Source organism: Halorubrum rutilum (assembly GCF_024494565.1).
This window is the reverse complement of the sequence record NZ_JANHDN010000001.1, coordinates 438,545-457,031: the sequence shown is the minus strand read 5'-3', so window position 1 is coordinate 457,031 and position 18,487 is coordinate 438,545. Positions and strand designations below refer to the sequence as shown.

18 protein-coding genes, 1 tRNA gene and 3 pseudogenes are annotated in these 18,487 nt (G+C 67.4%); 12 read left to right on the top strand and 10 right to left on the bottom strand.

Features of this window, described 5'->3' with window-relative positions:
* Window positions 1-20 precede the first annotated feature (20 nt).
* On the top strand, window positions 21-1,463 hold the full coding sequence (xacF, locus tag NO900_RS02460) for a 2,5-dioxovalerate dehydrogenase (protein WP_256407620.1): 1,443 nt from the start codon (window positions 21-23) through the stop codon (window positions 1,461-1,463).
* Window positions 1,464-1,638: 175 nt separating this feature from the next.
* Here the strand turns inward: xacF and NO900_RS02455 are convergent, their stop codons facing one another.
* Complete coding sequence (locus tag NO900_RS02455) at window positions 1,639-2,820, bottom strand: AGE family epimerase/isomerase (protein ID WP_256407619.1); 1,182 nt, start codon at window positions 2,818-2,820, stop codon at window positions 1,639-1,641.
* A gap of 200 nt (window positions 2,821-3,020) precedes the next feature.
* Here NO900_RS02455 and NO900_RS02450 point away from each other — a divergent pair.
* Window positions 3,021-3,203 (top strand): annotated as a pseudogene (locus NO900_RS02450) (IS6 family transposase); the annotation flags it as partial.
* 2 nt (window positions 3,204-3,205) lie between these two features.
* Here NO900_RS02450 and NO900_RS02445 read toward each other — a convergent pair.
* A pseudogene (locus tag NO900_RS02445) lies at window positions 3,206-3,394 on the bottom strand (IS6 family transposase); the annotation flags it as partial.
* Between the two features lie 52 nt (window positions 3,395-3,446).
* On the opposite strand from NO900_RS02445, the pseudogene NO900_RS17590 reads away from it, so the two are divergent.
* Window positions 3,447-3,790 (top strand): annotated as a pseudogene (locus NO900_RS17590) (transposase domain-containing protein); the annotation flags it as partial.
* 106 nt (window positions 3,791-3,896) lie between these two features.
* A complete protein-coding gene (locus NO900_RS02440) occupies window positions 3,897-4,874 on the top strand; it encodes an ArsR/SmtB family transcription factor (RefSeq protein ID WP_256407618.1) in 978 nt (325 codons plus the stop codon).
* A gap of 124 nt (window positions 4,875-4,998) precedes the next feature.
* On the opposite strand, the gene sod is transcribed toward NO900_RS02440, so the two are convergent.
* Complete coding sequence (gene sod / locus NO900_RS02435) at window positions 4,999-5,598, bottom strand: superoxide dismutase (protein ID WP_256407617.1); 600 nt, start codon at window positions 5,596-5,598, stop codon at window positions 4,999-5,001.
* 201 nt (window positions 5,599-5,799) lie between these two features.
* Between sod and NO900_RS02430 the strand changes: the two genes are divergently transcribed.
* Window positions 5,800-6,549 carry a pirin family protein gene (locus NO900_RS02430; RefSeq protein ID WP_256407616.1) on the top strand — a complete coding sequence of 250 codons (750 nt, stop codon included), beginning with the start codon at window positions 5,800-5,802 and terminating at the stop codon, window positions 6,547-6,549.
* Between the two features lie 42 nt (window positions 6,550-6,591).
* Here NO900_RS02430 and NO900_RS02425 read toward each other — a convergent pair whose 3' ends face one another.
* Together NO900_RS02425 and NO900_RS02420 are read right to left on the bottom strand one after the other, a co-directional pair.
* Entirely contained in the window at window positions 6,592-7,224 is a 633-nt protein-coding gene (locus tag NO900_RS02425; RefSeq protein WP_256407615.1) for a protein sorting system archaetidylserine decarboxylase, read from the bottom strand.
* 2 nt (window positions 7,225-7,226) lie between these two features.
* Window positions 7,227-8,276 (bottom strand): AAA family ATPase, encoded by a 1,050-nt coding sequence (locus tag NO900_RS02420; protein ID WP_256407614.1) that lies wholly within the window; start codon window positions 8,274-8,276, stop codon window positions 7,227-7,229.
* A gap of 545 nt (window positions 8,277-8,821) precedes the next feature.
* Here NO900_RS02420 and NO900_RS02415 point away from each other — a divergent pair.
* The 4 genes from NO900_RS02415 (at window position 8,822) to NO900_RS02400 (ending at window position 13,279) form a co-directional block, all read left to right on the top strand.
* Window positions 8,822-9,979, top strand: a complete 1,158-nt coding sequence (locus NO900_RS02415; protein WP_256407814.1) for an ABC transporter substrate-binding protein — start codon at window positions 8,822-8,824, stop codon at window positions 9,977-9,979.
* 31 nt (window positions 9,980-10,010) lie between these two features.
* Window positions 10,011-11,093, top strand: coding sequence for a carbohydrate ABC transporter permease (locus NO900_RS02410; RefSeq protein WP_256407613.1), 1,083 nt, complete (start codon window positions 10,011-10,013; stop codon window positions 11,091-11,093).
* Window positions 11,090-12,037 (top strand): carbohydrate ABC transporter permease, encoded by a 948-nt coding sequence (locus NO900_RS02405; protein WP_256407612.1) that lies wholly within the window; start codon window positions 11,090-11,092, stop codon window positions 12,035-12,037. The genes NO900_RS02410 and NO900_RS02405 overlap by 4 nt, the downstream gene beginning before the upstream one ends.
* A gap of 96 nt (window positions 12,038-12,133) precedes the next feature.
* Entirely contained in the window at window positions 12,134-13,279 is a 1,146-nt protein-coding gene (locus tag NO900_RS02400) for an ABC transporter ATP-binding protein (protein WP_256407611.1), read from the top strand.
* A 54-nt stretch (window positions 13,280-13,333) separates the two neighbouring features.
* On the opposite strand, the gene NO900_RS02395 is transcribed toward NO900_RS02400, so the two are convergent.
* From NO900_RS02395 to NO900_RS02385, 3 genes are all read right to left on the bottom strand, one after another.
* Entirely contained in the window at window positions 13,334-14,014 is a 681-nt protein-coding gene (locus tag NO900_RS02395) for a DUF4013 domain-containing protein (RefSeq protein WP_256407610.1), read from the bottom strand.
* Between the two features lie 64 nt (window positions 14,015-14,078).
* The gene (locus tag NO900_RS02390; RefSeq protein ID WP_256407609.1) at window positions 14,079-14,492 is read right to left on the bottom strand and encodes an SHOCT domain-containing protein; all 414 of its coding nucleotides are present in this window, start codon (window positions 14,490-14,492) and stop codon (window positions 14,079-14,081) included.
* 99 nt (window positions 14,493-14,591) lie between these two features.
* Window positions 14,592-15,071 carry a DUF192 domain-containing protein gene (locus NO900_RS02385; RefSeq protein WP_256407608.1) on the bottom strand — a complete coding sequence of 160 codons (480 nt, stop codon included), beginning with the start codon at window positions 15,069-15,071 and terminating at the stop codon, window positions 14,592-14,594.
* Window positions 15,072-15,132: 61 nt separating this feature from the next.
* On the opposite strand from NO900_RS02385, the gene NO900_RS02380 reads away from it, so the two are divergent.
* Window positions 15,133-15,206, top strand: a tRNA-Val gene (locus tag NO900_RS02380).
* Between the two features lie 169 nt (window positions 15,207-15,375).
* On the opposite strand, the gene NO900_RS02375 is transcribed toward NO900_RS02380, so the two are convergent.
* Window positions 15,376-16,059: a haloacid dehalogenase type II gene (locus tag NO900_RS02375; RefSeq protein ID WP_256407607.1), complete on the bottom strand. Its 684-nt coding sequence runs from the start codon at window positions 16,057-16,059 to the stop codon at window positions 15,376-15,378.
* A 131-nt stretch (window positions 16,060-16,190) separates the two neighbouring features.
* Between NO900_RS02375 and NO900_RS02370 the strand changes: the two genes are divergently transcribed.
* Window positions 16,191-17,279: a sensor histidine kinase gene (locus tag NO900_RS02370; RefSeq protein WP_256407606.1), complete on the top strand. Its 1,089-nt coding sequence runs from the start codon at window positions 16,191-16,193 to the stop codon at window positions 17,277-17,279.
* 85 nt (window positions 17,280-17,364) lie between these two features.
* Here NO900_RS02370 and NO900_RS02365 read toward each other — a convergent pair whose 3' ends face one another.
* A complete protein-coding gene (locus NO900_RS02365) occupies window positions 17,365-17,490 on the bottom strand; it encodes a hypothetical protein (RefSeq protein WP_256407605.1) in 126 nt (41 codons plus the stop codon).
* Window positions 17,491-17,708: 218 nt separating this feature from the next.
* Here NO900_RS02365 and NO900_RS02360 point away from each other — a divergent pair, with 218 nt between their 5' ends.
* Window positions 17,709-18,458: a CbiX/SirB N-terminal domain-containing protein gene (locus NO900_RS02360; RefSeq protein WP_256407604.1), complete on the top strand. Its 750-nt coding sequence runs from the start codon at window positions 17,709-17,711 to the stop codon at window positions 18,456-18,458.
* Window positions 18,459-18,487: the final 29 nt, after the last annotated feature.

The window sequence follows — 18,487 nt, the reverse complement described above, 5'->3', positions numbered from 1 at the left end:
TGATCCCGTCGGTAGGGCTGATGACGGAAACCAACTACAACTACGTAGACGGCGAGTGGGTCGCCGCCGGCACCGGAGAGACTTTTGCCGTACACAATCCCGCCGACCGATCGGATGTCGTCGGCGAGTTTCAGAAGGCGGGGACTGCCGACGCCGAAGCGGCCGTTGAAGCCGCTGACGAGGCCAGCCAGATGTGGGCCGACACGCCCGGCCCCGAGCGGGGCCGTATACTGCGAGCAGCCGGACAAAACCTCGCGGACCGCAAGGGCGAGCTCACCGAAACGCTCGTCCGCGAAGAGGGGAAAGCCCGGCCTGAGGCGGCCGGCGAGGTCCAGCGTGCAATCGATATCTTCGGCTACTACGCCGCGAAGGCGAGCGATGTTGGAGGAACAGTAAAGGCCTCGAGCAGCGACAACACGCGTCTGTACACGGTGAATGAACCGGTGGGTGTTGCGGGTCTCATCACACCGTGGAACTACCCGATTGCCATCCCAGCCTGGAAGATCGCACCGGCGCTCGCAACCGGTAATACGATTGTGTTCAAGCCGGCCTCCCAAGCCCCCGGCGTCTCGCGGAAGCTCGTCGAGTGTCTGGATGAGGCCGGGCTGCCCGACGGTGTTCTTAATTACGTCACCGGTCCCGGAAGCGAGGTCGGGGAAACCTTCTCAACACACGAGGCTGTTGACGCCGTCTCGTTCACCGGCAGTTCGGCGGTCGGCGACACTGTCGGCCGGCAAGCCAACGAGACCGGCAAGCGGGTCCAGCTGGAGATGGGCGGCAAAAACCCCACTATCGTGATGCCCAGCGCCGACGTCGACGAGGCCGTCGACATCGTGGTAAGCGGTGCGTTTGGTGTCACCGGACAGGCCTGTACGGCGACCTCACGAGCCATCGTCCACGAGGACGTCTACGATGAGTTTGTCGAGGGTGCCGTCGCGGCGGCCGAGGCCGTCGAAGTTGGCCCGGGCTTAGACGGGGCTGAAATGGGACCGCAGGTCAGCGAAAGCGAACTCGACAGTACCTTAGAGTACGTTGATATCGGCGTTAACGAGGGAGCAACACTCGAAACTGGCGGCGACGAGATCGACGCCGGCGACGGCTTCTTTGTCGAACCTGCGGTGTTCTCCCACGTTGACCCGACTATGCGGATCGCTCAGGAAGAGATCTTTGGGCCGGTATTAGCCGTCATTCCGGTCAGTGGGTACGAGGAGGCCGTTGAGGTCGCCAACGGTGTTCGCTATGGGCTTTCAGCCAGCATCGTCACACAGGATCTCTCCGAGGCAAACCGGTTCGTCGAGGATTCTGAGTCGGGCGTCGTGAAAGTCAATGAAAAGACCACTGGACTCGAGCTGCACGTCCCCTTCGGTGGGATGAAAGATTCCTCCAGCGAGACGTATCGCGAACAAGGCGACGCCGGGATCGACTTCTACACCATCTCAAAAACTGTCTACATGAACTATTGACGCGATAATCGGGTAGCGATCCCCGCGCACCACCCTCCCACCTAGTGTGACTGACCGTACCCCATTCTGTAACCGGCAGTGTAGACGGGCTACCGGTACTTACGTCGATGTACTCCGGTTACGTCGAGGCTAAAATAGGGTCGTGTTCGAAGAGGCCACGGCCGCATTTTCGGAGTTATGCAATCGATCGGAGCGCCTCAGTACAGGCGCCTATCGGGTGATATCCCGGCTCTACAGCAATACCTTCCGTTGTCGGGACCGGCTCGTTCGTCTCGGTGACCTTCGTGTACCAGTTTCCGAACTCCGAATTCGTCATATGTGTAGTAGCATACTGCCAGAAAGTGTCATACCAGTCCAGATACTGGGAATCGCCCGTCCGTTCGTAGAGTGCGGCTGCCGCGCCGATTGCCTCTGCCACTTCCCACGAGTACTTTTCCGTGACGACGGGCGCCCCCTCACGATCGAACGAATAATAGAAGCCACCACGGTCAGAGTCCCACCCGTAGTCGATGCTGAGCCGGAAAAGCTCCTCTGCGCGGCGAATCAGCCAGTCCGCTTCGCTATGTCGAGAAAGGATAGCCAACAGCTTCGCCCATTCGATCTGGTGTCCCGGTTGGTATCCCCATGGCCTGAACGTGTCGTTTGGGGTCTCCCTGTTGTACATGAAGTCGTGCTCCCAAGTTGGAGCGTAGTGCTCCCAGATTAGCCCGTCAGTTTTCTGTGTGAGCGCGACGGTCAGCGCCTCCGCGATCGTCAGCGCATCGTCGAGATACTGATCGTCGTGAGTCGCTTCGTACACCGCTATCAGCGCCTCACACATGTGCATATTGGCATTCTGTCCCCGGTAGGCTTCTGGTCGTGTCCACGTCGAATCGTATTCACTTTTGCACAGACCATGTTCGTCTTCCCAGAACCGTTCCATAACAAAATCGGTCGTTTCTACGAGCGGAATATCCCATGATACAATGTCAGCTTCTTTCGCACGGGCAAGCGCAAGCAATACGAACGCATGACCGTAACAAACCCGTTTGGAATCAATTGGCTCACGCCCTTCCACGATCCAGTGAAAACCACCCTGTGTCTCATCATGGTGGTAATCAAGGAGGAAATCCAATCCGTGTTCACAGGCCGACTGACACCAGTTTCGATCCAGTACGCGGTGGCCAATTGAGTAGTTTGTGATGAACCGACAAGTAGCAACGAGGTGTTTGGACCGCTTCTCATAGATGTCGCCTGTCTCCTCATCGAACTGTGCAATGTATCCACCGTGAGCCGTGTCGATACAGTCTGGATGATAGAACTCAAGAATCCGCTGAATGTGTGATTGTAACCAGTCTGAATCGCGCCACATACCCATGGAGGCATAGTCATTCTGGATTCAGAAAACTACTCTGGTTATTAATACGGGAAAGAGATCGTCCATATCTGTCGGAATTCGTCCGGTACGCCTCAACAAAAATACAGATTAACGGTCGGTATCCTTCGTTCTTGGGTCGCGTTAAGTGGTAGTGTTCAGATAAGACTGAAAGGTGAGGCGGTGAGGTTTCTGAATGCTCTATGCCCGAAAACGACCGCCTCAGCGGTAGTATCGACCAGATCAAATTAGGTTTTGTGGAACGAAAAGCGACACTGAGGTTGCTGATGAGGCTCGGTATTCATCTCCATCTCGCTTTCCTATCACTTTCAAATACAGTCTCTATCTTTGGTGTATCTGGTGTCGAACGTGCTCGATCAACCGTTCAATTGTGAACCGTAGGATGAACCCGGTCAACGCTAAACACCTCAATAAACGAAACAGTATTCGAAATCGATAGTCCAGCTAAATGGAGCTGAATATTGAGCTTCACCAACAGCTTCGGTGTTGCTTCTCGCTCCACGAACTCTAAGTTAATCTCATCCAAACGGCCGCTCAGGCGGTCGTTTTCGGGGATAGATCACTTCGAAGACGCACCGCCTTACGTTTCAATCAGTATCTGAACACTGCTGTACGCCGCAGTCGATTCTGAAACGAACAGAATCCTTCATTCACGGCTGTTTCCGACGTATACGTTCCGATCGCACGTGAATTTTTCACTGAATTAGCTGAGACACACGATGTCGAAGGTGCCCTGTTTCTCGTCGACGACGCAAACGATCCGATCGGTGGTCTCGGCCGCGAAACCCACAGCTACCGCGTTCGACAACACGGCTTTAGAAACTCAGTCGAATGTATATTTAGAGAGGTAGAACGTAGAACACCTTCGTTTTCAAACCGTTTCACCCGTGTCGATCCGTCGATCGCGGAAACGGGGTTACAAGCCTACGCCGTCTGGTGGAATCATGCTTGAGTTAACACGACGGCCGGCCCCTCGCGTCGCGGTCGGCTTCCGGCTCCCCGGCCGCGACGTCGACGACCCCGATACCCTTTACCCGCTCCCGGCGCATAGCCGAGGCGTGAGTCAGTTTGACCGCAGCGCCGGGACGGACGCGGGCGGCGACCGGGAGGCCGACGGCGACGGGTCGGTCGCGACCGGGGAGCCGGAGGCCGACCGCGACGGCCCGGCGACCCCCCGCACCGAGACGCGCGTGCTCCCCGCCGAGGTGTTCGCGACGCTCGGCGACGACACCCGCGTCGCGATCCTCCGCGCCCTCCTAGAGTGCGGCGCCGACGAGGCGCCCGTGAGCTTCACCGACCTGTTCGAGCGCGTCGACGTCGACGACAGCGCGAACTTCAGCTACCACCTCCGGCAGCTCACCGGCCACTTCGTCAGGCGGAGCGACGCGGGGTACGAGTTCCGCTCGCCCGGCCGGAAGGTCGTCAGCGCCATCTTCACCGGGAGCCTCACCGAGCGCGCGCAGCTCGGCTTCTTCCCCGCGGACGGCGCCTGTTACGACTGCGGCGGCGCCCTCCACGGCTGGTACGTCGACGACGAGCTCACCGTGGGCTGTGCCGACTGCGGGACCGTGCAGGTGAGCTACCCGTTCCCCTCCGGCGGGCTCGACGACCGGACCACCGACGAGCTGCTGCAGGCGTTCCACCACTACGTCCGCCACCACTACTGCCTGGCCGCCGACGGGGTCTGTCCCGAGTGCACCGGCTCGATCGACACGACGCTCGTCCGCGACCCGGACGACGAGGACCTCGACGTCGCCGTCGAACACGTCTGTCGGCGGTGCAGCTACCGGCTGCGGTCGACGGTCGGCGTCACGCTCCTCGACCACGCCGAGACGCTCGTCTTCCACTCGGACCGCGGCGTCGACCTGAACACCGCCCCGTTCTGGCAGTTCGACTGGTGCGTGAGCGACCGGCTGACGGAAGTCGTCTCCGAGGACCCGCTCCGCGTCCGGGTGACGCTCCCCTGCGCGGGCGACGAGCTCCGCGTCCTGCTCGACGAGACCTGCGCCGTGATCGAGACGACGCTCGTCGAGTGAGGCGAGCGTCGATCGGCCGCGGACGCGACCCAATTAAAAACGCGTTCCCACCGCTAGCGAGGGGGAACGCCCGCCGCGTTCGGCGAGCCCACAGTGGAATACCGGGGGCAGAATGCGTGAAGCGTTACTCGAAGAGGTCGACGGCCTGCTCGTAGCGGGCGGACGGCTCGGTCCAGTCGACGACTTCGAAGAAGTTGTCGACGAACTCGCCGCGGGCGGGGCCGTAGTCGTGGTAGTAGGAGTGCTCCCAGACGTCCAGCGCGAGGATGGGGTGACCGCCCCAGATCGCGCCCTGGTCGTGCTTGTCGACCACGACGTTGCGGAGCTGGTTCGAGAACGTGTCGTACACCAGGAGCGCCCAGCCGGACGCGTTGCCGGCGGCGGCCTCGAACTCGCCCTTCCAGGCCTCGTAGGAGCCGAAGTCCTCCTCGATCCGGTCAGCCAAGTCACCGGAGGGTTCGTCGCCGCCCTCGGGGGACATGTTCTGCCAGAACAGGTCGTGGAGGATGTGACCCGACGAGTTGTGGGTCACGTTCCGGATGGCGCCCGCAGACGAAGAGAAGTCGTGAGACTCACGGTTCTCTTCGAGCGTCTCTTCGGCCGAGTTCCAGCCGTTAACGTACCCCTGATGGTGGGTGTCGTGATGCCATTCGAGCACCTGCTCGGAGATGTGCGGTTCCAGCGCGTCGTACTCGTACGGTAGCGGATCGAGTTCGTAGCTCATGTCGACGACCAGTGATACGCCGGCCGGACACATGAACGTTCTCTGTAGCGCGTTTTAGTAAGGAAATACACTATTCTACTACCCGATCTCGAGGCTCTGGAACCGGCTCAATTCGATTTTAGATTTTTTCTCATCAGGAGTGTATACTTCTCGACTACCGCCGACGAGACGCTTATCAGTCCCGGACCAATCAGATAGCATATGAAGACCGACGCGACGACCGACGGCGGCGACGGTGTCCTCCCGGGCGAGCGAGTTCGCCACGGGACGGGGGTAAATTCGAACCGCGCGTTCCCGACCGAGGGCCACCCGGCGAACCTCGACCCGTTCGTGCTGTTCGAGCGGTTCTACATCGACCCGGACGACGGGTTCCCGATGCACCCGCACAAGGGGTTCGAGATCGTCTCGTACATGATCGAGGGCGGCATGGACCACGCCGACTCGCTCGGCGTCGAGCACACCGCCCGCGAGGACGAGGCGATGCGGATCACGACCGGGAAGGGTATCCGTCACTCCGAGTTCCCCGCCGACGGCGAGGCCTGCAACGGCCTCCAGCTGTGGGTGAACCTCCCGCGCGAGGGGAAGGAGGTCGACCCCGACTACGTCGACGCGAGCGCCGCGGAGCTCCCCACGCGGCAGACGGACGGCGCGACAGTCACGACCGTCGTCGGCGAGGGGTCGCCGATCGAGCTCCGCACCCCGATGGAATATCTCGACGTCCGCGTCGACGACGCGTGGACGTGGACGGTGCCGGACGGGTGGAGCGGCTTCCTCTACGGCGTCGCGGGGAGCGGCTCCGTCGAGGGCGACGCGTTCGGGGAGGGCGACGTCTTCACGACCCGCGAGGGCGGCGAGTTCGCGGTCGCGGCCGACGGCGACCTCCGGCTCGTCGCCGTCGCGGGCCGGCCGCACGGCGAGCCGATCCGGCAGCAGGGACCGTTCGTCCTGTAGGCGACCGCCTATCGAGGGACGATCCCACTCGCGCTCGGCGCCCTACGCGCGCTCGGCGACGACCGTCTCGCCCGCGCGGACGGCGTCGCCCTCGCGCACGAGGAGGTCATCCTCGTCGACGTCGGCGGGGAGGACCACGTCGGCGCGGGAGCCGAACGAGACGTGGCCGACGCGCTCGCCGCGGTCGACGGCGTCGCCGGCCGCCACGGCGGGGTGGATCCGGCGGGCGAACCAGCCGGCGATGACCAGGAGCTCGTACTCGCCGAAGTCGATCGCGACCTGCTCGTTGCGGTCGGACTCCTTGCTGAACGCGGGCCGGTTCGCGCCGGGGCGGTGCCGCACCTCGCGGACCTCGCCCGCGATCGGCGCGCGGTTCACGTGCACGTCGGTGACGTTCATGAACACGCCGACCCGCAAGCGGCTCCCCTCCTCGCGCACGACCGAGACGGTGCCGTCGGCGGGCGCGACGACGATCCCGTCGGCGTCCGGCGGCTCCCGGTCGGGGTCGCGGTGGAACCAGAGGACGCCGAGAGCGAGCGCGAGCAGGCCGGCGCCGACCGGCGGGACGAGGGGCAGCGTCGCGGCGCCGAGGAGGGCCGGGACGAGCGCGAGCCGCCACGCCTCGTCGACGACGGGGAACGGGAGGAGACGCGCGAGCGGCGGGCTCCGGGCCATCGTCAGGCCTCCACCGGCTCACGGAGGTCCGGTCGGAGCGCGGTGCGGCCGGCGGCCCACGCGGCGAGCAGGTGCGTGAGGTGGATCCGGTCGTCGAGGCCGTCGACCAGGTCGAGGTCGGCCTCGCCGGCGAGGACGTGGAGCCGCGCGAGGTCGTCGCCGCCGTACTCGGAGCCGGCGCGGGCGACCCGCAGGACCTCCCGGAGGAGCTCCTCTCCGTCGTAGCCGCCGTCGTCGAGGAGGTCGTCGAGCGTCGACCGCGCGTCCTTCAGGTCGCCGGCGCGGGCGTCGGCGAGCGCCCCGCGGATCGCGTCGTCGTCACCGACCTCGCCGAGCGTCTCGTAGGCGGTCGACATCGTGACCTCGCCGCCCTCGACCGCGGTCGCCTGCGCCGAGAGGATCGCCTCGCGGAGGTCGCCGCCGGCCGCGCTGGCGACGAACTCCAGCCCGTCGCCGTCGTAGTCGACGCCCTCGCGGTCGCAGATCGCCTTCAGGACGTCGATCGTCTCGTCGGTCGTGGGCGCGCGCATCCGGACCGGGAAGCAGCGCGACCGGATCGGCGCGATGAGCTTCGACGGCTGGCGGGTGGCGATCACGAACTGCGTGGTCCGGTGGTGCTTCTCCATCACGCGCCGGAGCGCCTGCTGGAAGTCCTCGCGGATCGACTCGGCGTTGTCTAGGAGGACCGTCTTGTACTCGCCCGACATCGGCGCGTACGACGCCGACTCCTTCAGTACGCGGTTGATCATGTCGCGCTTCGCCATCCGGCTCCGCCCCTGCAGGAACCCCTCGAACCGGGGGTCGGTCCGGATCTCCTTCTTCGTCCGGCCGAAGAAGTCGGCGACGTTGATCTCGATCAGGTCGCTCTCGGGGCTCTCGTGGGCGGCTCGGGTCAGCGCCCGGGTCGCCGCCGTCTTCCCGACCCCCGGCGGCCCCTGCACGACGAGGTTCATCGGCTCGTCGACCGCGCGCTCCAGCCGCTCGCGGGCCTCGTCCTGTCGGATCTCGTCGAGCGCGGGAGCGTGCGCGTCGATCCACAGCGGTCCGTCCATGCCGTGTGGCTCCGGGCCGGGCGCTCAAGAATCGGTCGGTCCGCCGCCCCCTCGCGACGGTCCCCCTCCACAACTGCCCCCTCCGCAACTGTCCCCTGCGACCGCCCCCTCCGCAACTGTCCCCGTCGGCCGAGTCTCGGTCCCGGGCGCTCGAGGGTATTTTGTTACGATCGACCCCGTATTGATCGTTCAGAAGTCGGTTACCGACGGGGATCCGATCCCCCGGGCTCACCGGCTGTTCCCTCCGTATAGCGCGTCTAATCCCCTATTTTGTGACTCCTGTTTTTTAATAGGATTTCGAGTAAATGAACATCAATCGTTAAGTATGGCGCATCCGAACCCGTGGACACATGTCACGTGACAACAGCGCCGACTCGGAGGACCGACTCACCCGCCGCCACTACGTGGCCGGCGCGGGCACCCTCGCGACCGTGGGGATCGCCGGCTGTTCCGGCGGTGGCGGCGACGGTGGTGACGGGAGCGACGGGAGCGATGGAAGCGACGGGAGCGACGGCGGCTCCGGCGGTTCCGGCGACCCGGTCGAAGTGCTCCACGGCTGGACCGGCGGCGACGGCGCCGCGGCGGCCGAGGCGCTCGAAGAGGCGTTCAACGAGGCCCACCCCGACGTCGGACTCAACATGAGCCCGATCGGCGGCGGCGGCAACCAGAACCTCGACGCCGTCGTCGCGAACCGGCTCCAGAGCGACGATCCGCCGGGATCGTTCGCCAACTGGCCCGGCCCGAACCTCGAACGGTACCAGGGCGTCCTCGGCAGCGTCGACGACGTCTGGGAGGAGAACAACTACGAGGAGGTGATGGTCGACGAGGCGATCGAGCTCCACCAGCAGGACGGCAGCTACCGCGCCGTGCCGCTCGGCTCTCACCGACTGAACTGCCTCTTCTACAACGTCTCCGTCGTCGAGGACGCCGGGATCGACGTCGACTCGCTGGACAGCCCCTCGGCGCTCATCGGCGCCTTCGAGACGGTCGCGAGCGAGACCGACGCGATCCCGATGACCCACGCGATGTCCGGGACGTGGACGACGACGCAGCTGTGGGGCGCCGTGATGCTCGGCGAGAACGGCTATCAGCCGTACATGGACTTCCTCAACGGTGAGGGCTCCGAGAGCGCCGTCCGCGCGGCCTTCGAGCGGACCGCGGAGATGCTGGAGAACCACATCAGCGACGACGCGTCCTCGATCGGGCTGACCGAATCGAACCAGAACATCATCAACGGTAACGCCGCCTTCATCCACCAGGGGAACTGGGCGGCGGGCGCGTTCCGGAACGCAGAGGACTTCGAGTACGAGGACGACTGGGGATTCAAGACGTTCCCCGGCACGGAGGGCATGTACACGCTCCACTTCGACTCGTTCCTCTACCCGGCGAACAACCCGACGCCCGAGGCCTCGAAGACCTGGGAGGCGTTCGTCGGCAGCCCGGAGGCCCAGATCGCGTTCAACCAGTTCAAGGGGTCGATCCCGACCCGGACCGACGTGAGCATGGACGAGTTCGGGCCGTACCTCCAGGAGACGGCCGAGGACTTCGCGAACGCGGAGTACCGGCCGCCGAACCTCCAGCACGGCCTGGGCGTCCCCTCCGAGACGATGACCGCGCTCAACGAGGTCATCTCCTCGGAGTTCACCGGCCCGTACAACGTCGACGCGGCGACGCAGGGCTTCCTGGACGCGGTGTCGAACTGAACTCCACGCGATGCTCGATTTTTACCGTCGATTGTACCGGACGATCAGGCCCTCCTCGGGGGACGACGAGGCGCGCCCGAACGACGACGAGATCCGCACGGACGATAACGAGGCCCGCACGGACGACGGCGGGGTCCGCGCCGACGGCGGCGTCGTGAGCGACGCCCCCGGGGCCGGGTCGACCGCGGAGCCGGACCGGGACCTGACCGCCCGTCTCAAGGCGAGCCTGGACCGGCGCTTCGGGAGCGACTTCATCGAGTCGTCCGTCTTCTGGCTCCCGCCGTTCCTGCTGATGGGGCTGTTCGTCTACGGTGCGGTCATCTGGAACCTCCTCATCTCGCTGACCGACTACGAGCGCTTCGCGAACGCGCCCGACTACTCGGACCTCGACTTCGAGATGTACACCCGGGCGCTCGCCGACTCCGGGTTCGTCGACGCCGCGGTCAACACGCTCGTCCTGCTGGTCCTGTTCACTGCGGGGACGCTCGCGGTCGGCCTCGTGCTGGCCATCCTGATCGACAGGGGGATCCGGTTCGAGAACACGTTCCGGACGATCTACCTCCTTCCGATGAGCCTCTCGTTCGTCGTGACGGCCCAGTTCTGGCTGTGGATCTACAACTACAACAACGGGATCGCGAACAGCGTCGTCGGGACGTTCGGGATCGGCCCGATAAGCTGGCTCGGGAACCAGGACGTCGTCCTCTACGCGGTCATCTTCGCGCTGATGTGGCAGTTCTCGGGGTACGCGATGGTCGTGTACCTCGCCGGGCTGCGCGCGATTCCGACCGAACACTACGAGGCGGCCAAGGTCGACGGCGCCTCGACCCTCAAGATGTACTGGCGCGTGATTATCCCCCAGCTGAAGGGCGCGACCATCAGCGCCGCCGTCGTGCTGATGGTGTTCGGGATGAAGGCCTTCGACTTCCTCTACTCGCTGGTCGGGGGGTACCGGCCGCCGAACGGCGCCGACATCCTCGCGACGAAGATGGTGCGCGAGGCGTACGCGAACCTCAACTGGGCGTACGGGTCGGCGATCGCCATCGTGCTGTTCGCGATGGCGCTCAGCGTCATCGGGCCCTACCTCGTCTACGAGTACCGGAGGGATAACCTATGAGCGACGCGGAACCGCGGACCGACGGCGGCGCGACGCCGACGGCGGCGGCGCGGCTGCGCCGGACCCTCGACCGGACGACGGTCGGGGACGTCGGCCTGTACGTCGTCTTAACCTTCGCGGCGGCGTTCTACCTCGTTCCCATCGAGTCCGGGCTGGTGACGTCGTTCAAGACCGGGACCGCGATCATCGAGACGGCGCCGTTCGCCCCCCCGGGACCGTCCGGGTTCACCTTCGAGAAGTGGCGGACGGCGTTCGACGCCCTGCTGCGCGGGATGGGGAACAGCCTGCTGTACGCCGTGCCCGCGACGGTGATCTCGGCGTTCGTCGGGAGCATTACCGCGTACGGACTGACCATTCCGACCTGGAAGAAGTCGTACAAGGCGCTGGTGCTCATGCTCATCATCGCCGGGATCTTCATCCCGTATCAGGCCGTGCTGGTCCCGCTGACACAGTTCTGGTCGCAGTGGGCACAGCTCACGGAGCTGCTGTCGTTCGTCTGGGCGCTCGGCGTCCCGAACGACTACGTCGGTATCATCGAACTGGTGATCACCCACGTCGCCTACGGGATCCCCATCTGTACGCTCCTCTTCCGGACGTACTACAAGACGATGAGCGACGAGATGATCGAGTCGGCCCGCCTCGACGGGGCGACGCTCCGCCGGGTGTACCGGCGGATCGTCCTCCCGCTGTCGGGACCGATGTTCGCCGTCGTCCTCATCTATCAGTTCACCCAGATCTGGAACGACCTCCTCTTCACGCTGGTGCTCGTCTCGACGGAGTCGAGCCCCGCGGCGCCCGTCGTGCTGATCCTCGCCGGGCTCGGCACCTCGCTGGAGGGGCAGGACTTCGCGCTCCGGATGGCCGGGGCGTTCTTCGCGGCGCTGCCGACGCTGGCGGTGTACATCTTCTTCGGCGAGGAGTTCGCCGAGGGGGTGGCGGCGTGACCCGCACGCCGACCTCGTCCGGCGGCGAGGACCGACCGGGAGACGACGCGGCGCGGCGCGCGACCGACCACTCGACACCGATCACAACTCACAGATATGGCAACGCTTGAACTCGACTCGATAACGAAGACGTTCCAGGACGGCGACGAGGAGATCGTCGCGGTCGACGACGTGTCGCTGTCGATCGACGACGGCGAGTTCCTCGTCGTCGTCGGTCCGTCCGGCTGCGGCAAGTCCACGACCCTCCGGATGGTCGCCGGCTTGGAGACGATCACCGCCGGCACGCTCCGGATCGACGACCGCGTCGTCAACGACGTGAAATCCCAGGACAGGGACATCGCGATGGTGTTCCAGTCGTACGCGCTCTACCCGCACATGAGCGTCCGAGAGAACATGTCGTTCGGCCTGGAGGAGTCGACGGACCTCCCCGACGACGAGATCGATCGGATGGTCTCGGAGACCGGCGAGATGCTCGGCATCTCGCCCCTGCTCGACCGGAAGCCGAGCGACCTCTCCGGGGGCCAACAGCAGCGCGTCGCCCTCGGCCGCGCCATCGTCCGCGACCCCGAGGTGTTCCTGATGGACGAGCCGCTCAGCAACCTCGACGCGAAGCTCCGCGCGGAGATGCGCACGGAGCTCCAGCGGCTCCAGAACGACCTCGGCGTGACGACGGTGTACGTCACCCACGACCAGACCGAGGCGATGACGATGGGCGACCGGATCGCCATCCTCGACGGGGGCGAGCTCCAGCAGATCGCGACGCCGCTGGAGTGTTACCACGAGCCGGCCAACCGGTTCGTCGCGAGCTTCCTCGGCGAGCCGTCGATGAACTTCTTCGACGTGACGCTGGAGGGCGACCGCCTCGTCGGCGAGGCCTTCGAGTACCCGATCGCCGACGGCGTCCGGGCGGACCTCGGCGGCGCGACCGACCTCGTCCTCGGGATCCGCCCCGAGGCCGTCGAGCTCGTCGACGAGGGCGGCGACCACGCGTTCGAGACGACCGTCGACGTCGTCGAGCCGATGGGCGACGAGAACACGGTGTACCTCCACTTCGATCCGGACGCGGACCCCGAGACCGCCGCGACGCTCGTCGCGACGATCGACGGGTTCAACCGGGTCAGCGAGGGGGACACGGTGACCGCGCGGATCCCGGAGGACGCGATCCACCTCTTCGACCGGGGCACGGGCGAGGCGCTTCACAACCGCTCGATGGAGGACGCGGCCGAGCAGATCGACATCTGACGCGCCGCGCGTCGCCGCCGTCGTCTCCCGATTTCGCCTCGCTCCTTCCAGCGCTTACCAGTACTTCGTCCGGTCGACGCCGTCCGCGAGCAGCGCCGCGGCGGCGACGTGGGCGTAGGCGCCCCAGCCGAGCGCGAGGAGCGCGGCGACGCTCCGCGTGGCGGTCGCCGCGAGTGCGGTCCACGCGACGACGACGAGGACGGTCGCGCCCACCCACGCGAGGAAGTACGAGCTGGAGGCGGTCCCGCGGATCGCCTCACGTCTGAGCCCGGCGCGGAGCCCGTCGCGCACGCTCGCGGCCGCCGCCGAGGGGAGGAGGTACGCGCAGACGACCGTGACGAGCAGCGCGACGGTCGCGAGCGTCGCGAGCCCGACCCCGCTCAGCGCGCTCGGGACCGTGCCGGCCGCGACGACGTAACTGACGGCGGCGACGGTGACGGCCGCCGGCGCGAGGTAGACGGCGACGACGCCGAGCAGCCGCCCGGCGAGCCGGGCCGTGGCGACCGTCGCGACGGGGCGGAACCCCTCGCCCGCGAGCACGCCGCCGACGAGACCGAGGAACGCGACCAGCGGGCCGACGGCGAGCAGGAGCGGCGCCAGGAGCGCCCAGTCGGGCCAGAGCCGCGCCGCCGCCCGGAGCAGCGCGCCGCCGAGCAGCAGCGCCGCGAGGCACTTCGCGGTGCCGTCCAGCCGCGCCCGGTCCGCGAACGGGTACCGGAGGGCGTCGAGGAACATCACCCGCCCTCCGGCGGCTCGCGCATGGGCGTCGGTCGCGCCCGCGGCGGGCGGCGTCCGTCGGTCACTCTCGGACCCGCTCGACCTCGCGCCGGATCCCCTCGCGGACCCGGTCGGCGACGTCGCCGTCGCCGGACCGGTCGACGGTCTCGGCGTCCTCGGTCTCCAGCAGGCGGTCGAGCTTCCGCTCGAACTCCCGCTCGTCGATCTCGCCGCGCGCGTAACGCTCTCGGAGGGCGTCGAGCGCCGGGTCGGCGTCGCGCCCCTCGTCCCCGTCGCCCCGGTCGGGGAGCGGTCGCGTCAGCGTGTGGAGCACGGGGAGGGCGACGAACAGCCCGAGGAACCAGACCAGCGGGAGGGTCCACCAGAGCCCGGTGGCGAGCGGGGCGGCGACGCCGCCGCCCACGACGAGGAGCGCGAACACGCGCCGCCAGCAGTGGCGGAGGTTCCACGCGATCCGTGCGGGGAGCCCGGTCATGCTCGGGCCGACGACTGCGAGGGTGAAATCGGTTTCGTCGCGGGGCGGCGCCGCCCCGCGGACCGTCGCTAGTCCGGGGACCGTCGCCCGCTCGGCGCCTCACCCGCGGTCGACGACGATCCGGTCGCCCGGCTCGACGCCGTGGCGCTCGCTCCACCCTCGCGGCACTTCGAGGACGTACCGCCCGGTGCCGCGGTACCGGGTGTAGGGGGGCGCCTCCGGCGCCGCCTCGTGAATCGTCGTGACCGTCCCGTTCGGGGCGACGAAGACGATGTCGAGCGGGAACGCCATCTCCCGCATCACGTAGGCGCGCTCGGCGGCGTCGCCGTGGACGAACAGCATCCCCTCGCCCTCGCCGAGCTCGTCGGTCGCGGAGAGCCCGACGTACCGCTTCACGAACCCGTCGGCGACGCGGGCCTCGACGGTCGCGAGCGTCTCCCCGGTCTCGCCGTCGACGGCCTCGACGGTCGCCGTCTCGTAGCCGGTGATCAGGAGGGCCGGGTTCGCCGCGGCGACGCCGAGCGCGACGAGGGCGATCAGCGCGAGGCCGGCGGCGATCCCGACGAGGCGACGGTTCACGGTCGATCGTCGCGGCGGAGAAAGAAACCGTTTTCCGCTCCGGGCGGGTTGAAACCTCTGAGGGCTCGTGGTCTAGCTGGTTATGACGCGGCCTTTACAAGGCTGAGATCGGCGGTTCGAACCCGCCCGAGCCCACTTGTCGGCGCCGCGAACACATCGTGAGCGGCGCCGCCGTGACTGTTCGAGGGCGCGGTTCGAACCCTATCAGTCGCGCGCAGCGAACGGAGTGAGCGAGCACGTCTGATTTCGGTTCGAACCCGCTCGTTCCGCCACCCCCCTCACCGTCGCGCCCGGCCGTCCCGACTCAGACGCCGAGCGCGTCCGCCAGCTCGTGGATCGACTCGACCGTGCGGTCCGGCTCCCCGTCGAACGGCTCCCACGGGGTCCCCTTCCGGTCGAGTCGCACCGCCTGCATCCCGGCGTGGGCGGCGCCCATCACGTCGAACCAGCCGGCGGTGACGTGGACGACCTCGTCGATCGGCGTCCCGGTCCGGGCGGCGCCGTGGCGGTACAGCCCCGCGGCCGGCTTGAACGTCTCCACCTCGTCGGCGCTGATGGCGTCCGCGACGAGGTCCTCGATCCCGGCGTGCTCGACCATCGAGTCGAGCATCTCGGGGTTCCCGTTCGAGAGCACGTACGTCTCGTAGCCGCCCTCGCGAAGGCGCTCGATCCCCGACCGGACGTCGTCGAACACCTCCAGCTCGTGGTACACCGCGAGGATCTCGTCGCGCTCGGCCGCCGGGAGGTCGACGCCGTGCGCTTCGAGGGCGTACGTCAGCGCGTCCCGGTTCATCTCGTAGAACGGCTGGTAGGCGTCGATCGCGTTCGCGACGAACGTGTACGCCAGCGACCGCGACCGCCAGAGCCGCGACACCGGCTCGGGGTCGGGAACGCGGTCGGCCAGCGCGGCCTCGGCCGCCTCGACGTCGACGAGCGTGCTGTACGAGTCGAACGTCACCGTCCGGACGCGGTCGGGGTCGAAGGACATTCGCGTGGCCCTTCGACCGCCCGCGTCATTACTCCCGGTGGTCGCCGCCGTCCGGCGGTGGGCTCCGGGTCGGTCGGATCCTCACGAATCTTTATGAACGGTGGGACTCTCGGTCCGGCAACGCGTCGCGTATGAACCCGTCAGACGACACTATCCGCGTCCTCCTCGCCGCGGCCCCCGCCGATAGCGGCGCCTCGTCGACGCCCGCGGCCCGGTCGCTCGAACGGCGGGACGACCGCCTCGCGGTCGAGACGGTCCGGGACCGGGACGACGCGGCGGCGCTGTCCGGGACCGACCGGTTCGACTGCGTCGTCGCCGAGTCGGGCTTCGCCGACGGCGACGGCCTCGGGTTCCTCGTCGACGGCGCCGACGGGTGCGGCGCCCCGCGCCTCCTCGCGATCGACGCGGTCCGCGTCGCGGACCCGTCGGCGGTCCTCGGGGAGGCGCTCGCGGCGGGCGTCACCGACGTCGTCCGCTGCTTCGAGGGCGACCCGGCGGCCCGGCTGGTCGCGCACCGGATCGGGAACGCGGTGGCGTCGGACCGCGCCGTGGCCGAGGCGGACCGCCAGCGCGAGCGCCTCGACCGGTTCGTGAGCGGCGTGTCCCACGACCTCCGCAACCCGCTCAACGTCGCGCAGGGGCGGCTGGCGATGGCACGCGACGACCCCGAGGGCGACCACCTCGACACCGCGGCGACCGCGGTGGACCGCACCCTCGAACTGATCGCGGACCTGCTCGCGCTCGCGAGACAGGGGGAGGCCCCGCGCGAGCTGGAGTCGGTCGGGCTCCGCGAGACCGTCGAGGCGTGCTGGACCACCGTCGCCACCGGTGACGCGACGCTCGTCGTCGAGGGCGACGCCCGCGTGCGCGCCGACCCGAGCCGGCTGAAACAGCTCCTGGAGAACCTCATCGGCAACGCGGTCGCGCACGGCGGCGACGGCGTCACCGTCACGGTGGGGACGATCCAGCCGATGTACACCTCGACGCGCGCCGAGGCGCTCCCGGCCGGGTTCTACGTGGCCGACGACGGCTCGGGGATCCCCGAGACGGAGCGGGACCGCGTCTTCGAGGTCGGCTACACGACCGACACCGGGGGCACCGGCTTCGGGCTCAACATCGTCCGCGAGGTCGCCGCCGCCCACGGCTGGGACGTCGGCGTCACCGAGAGCGCCGACGGCGGCGCCCGGTTCGAGGTCACCGGCGTCGACGTCGACGACTGACCGAGTCGCGGCGAACGCGCTCCGGCGCGTTCCCGGTCGAAAAATCCGAAACACGCGGCGCTCGCGGCGCGCGGGCCGACCGCCCTCACGGCGCTCGCATTCCGATCGCGATCGGCGGCGCGTCCGGTTCCTCGGTCGCGTCCCCCGGCGGGACCCGGGTGCGCGTCCCGATCGGCGATTCCTCGGTCGTCGCGGAGTCGTCGTTCGACATCGCGGTCGGTGTCGGCTCGCACGCGCTTATGAACGTTCCGTGTTAACAGTCCTAATCGGCTTCCAGACGGGGAAGTGTAATAGGGGATCGAAAGCCGACCCGGTCCGGGAGAGGGGGTTCCCGACGGCCCGTACCGAGATCCGTGGATAAACTATTTACCCGAAGCCCGATATCCCCGTAACAAGCTCGATTGCAGTAGAACAAAACTAATTGTACTCATGTCACGAGAAACGGTAGTCCTCGTCGGGCGGAGTGAGGTCCGATCGGTCGCGGAGCGGCACGCCGACCGATTGCGGAGCGCCGGCATCGCCGACGCGGTCACGACCGCGACGTACGAGACGGAGCCGGAGGCGGAGCTCAGGGGGCCGCTCTCGGCCGTCACCGGGGACCGAACGTACGCGGTGCCGCTGTGTTTCGCGCACACGCACGAGACGCTGAAGGGCGTCCCGAGGGCGCTCGCTCGGCTCTCGGGCGACGTGCACTACTGCGATCCGATCGGGAAGAGCCCGGCCGTGACGGACGCGATCCGGGACCGGGCGAGGGCGGCGAGCGACGCCGACGCGCTCCTGCTCGTCGCCTTCGGCAACAGCCGCGGCGACCACGCGCGGACGTCGGCGAGCTTCCACGCGGCCCGCCTGCGGGACGAGTTCGACGAGGTCCGCGCGGCGTTCCTCCTCCAGAGCCCGGCGGTCGAGTGCGCGCGGTACACGCTGCGGGCCGACCGCGCGGTCGCGTGTCCCCTGTTCGTCGCCGACTGCGAGGCGACCCGGGACCGGATCCCGGAGCGGCTCGAACTGGGCCGCGGGGGGATCGACTACGCCGAGCCGTTCGGGGCGGACGAGGCCGTCACCGACGCGATCGCCGTCGCGGTCGAGCGCGCCCGCGCCAACGCGGGTGTCTCGGCCCCGAGCCCCGACCTCGTCGCCGACGCCGAGCCCGTCGCCACCGACGGCAGCGGGCGCGACTGACGCGTCGCGTCGGCCCGGCGCCGCGTTCG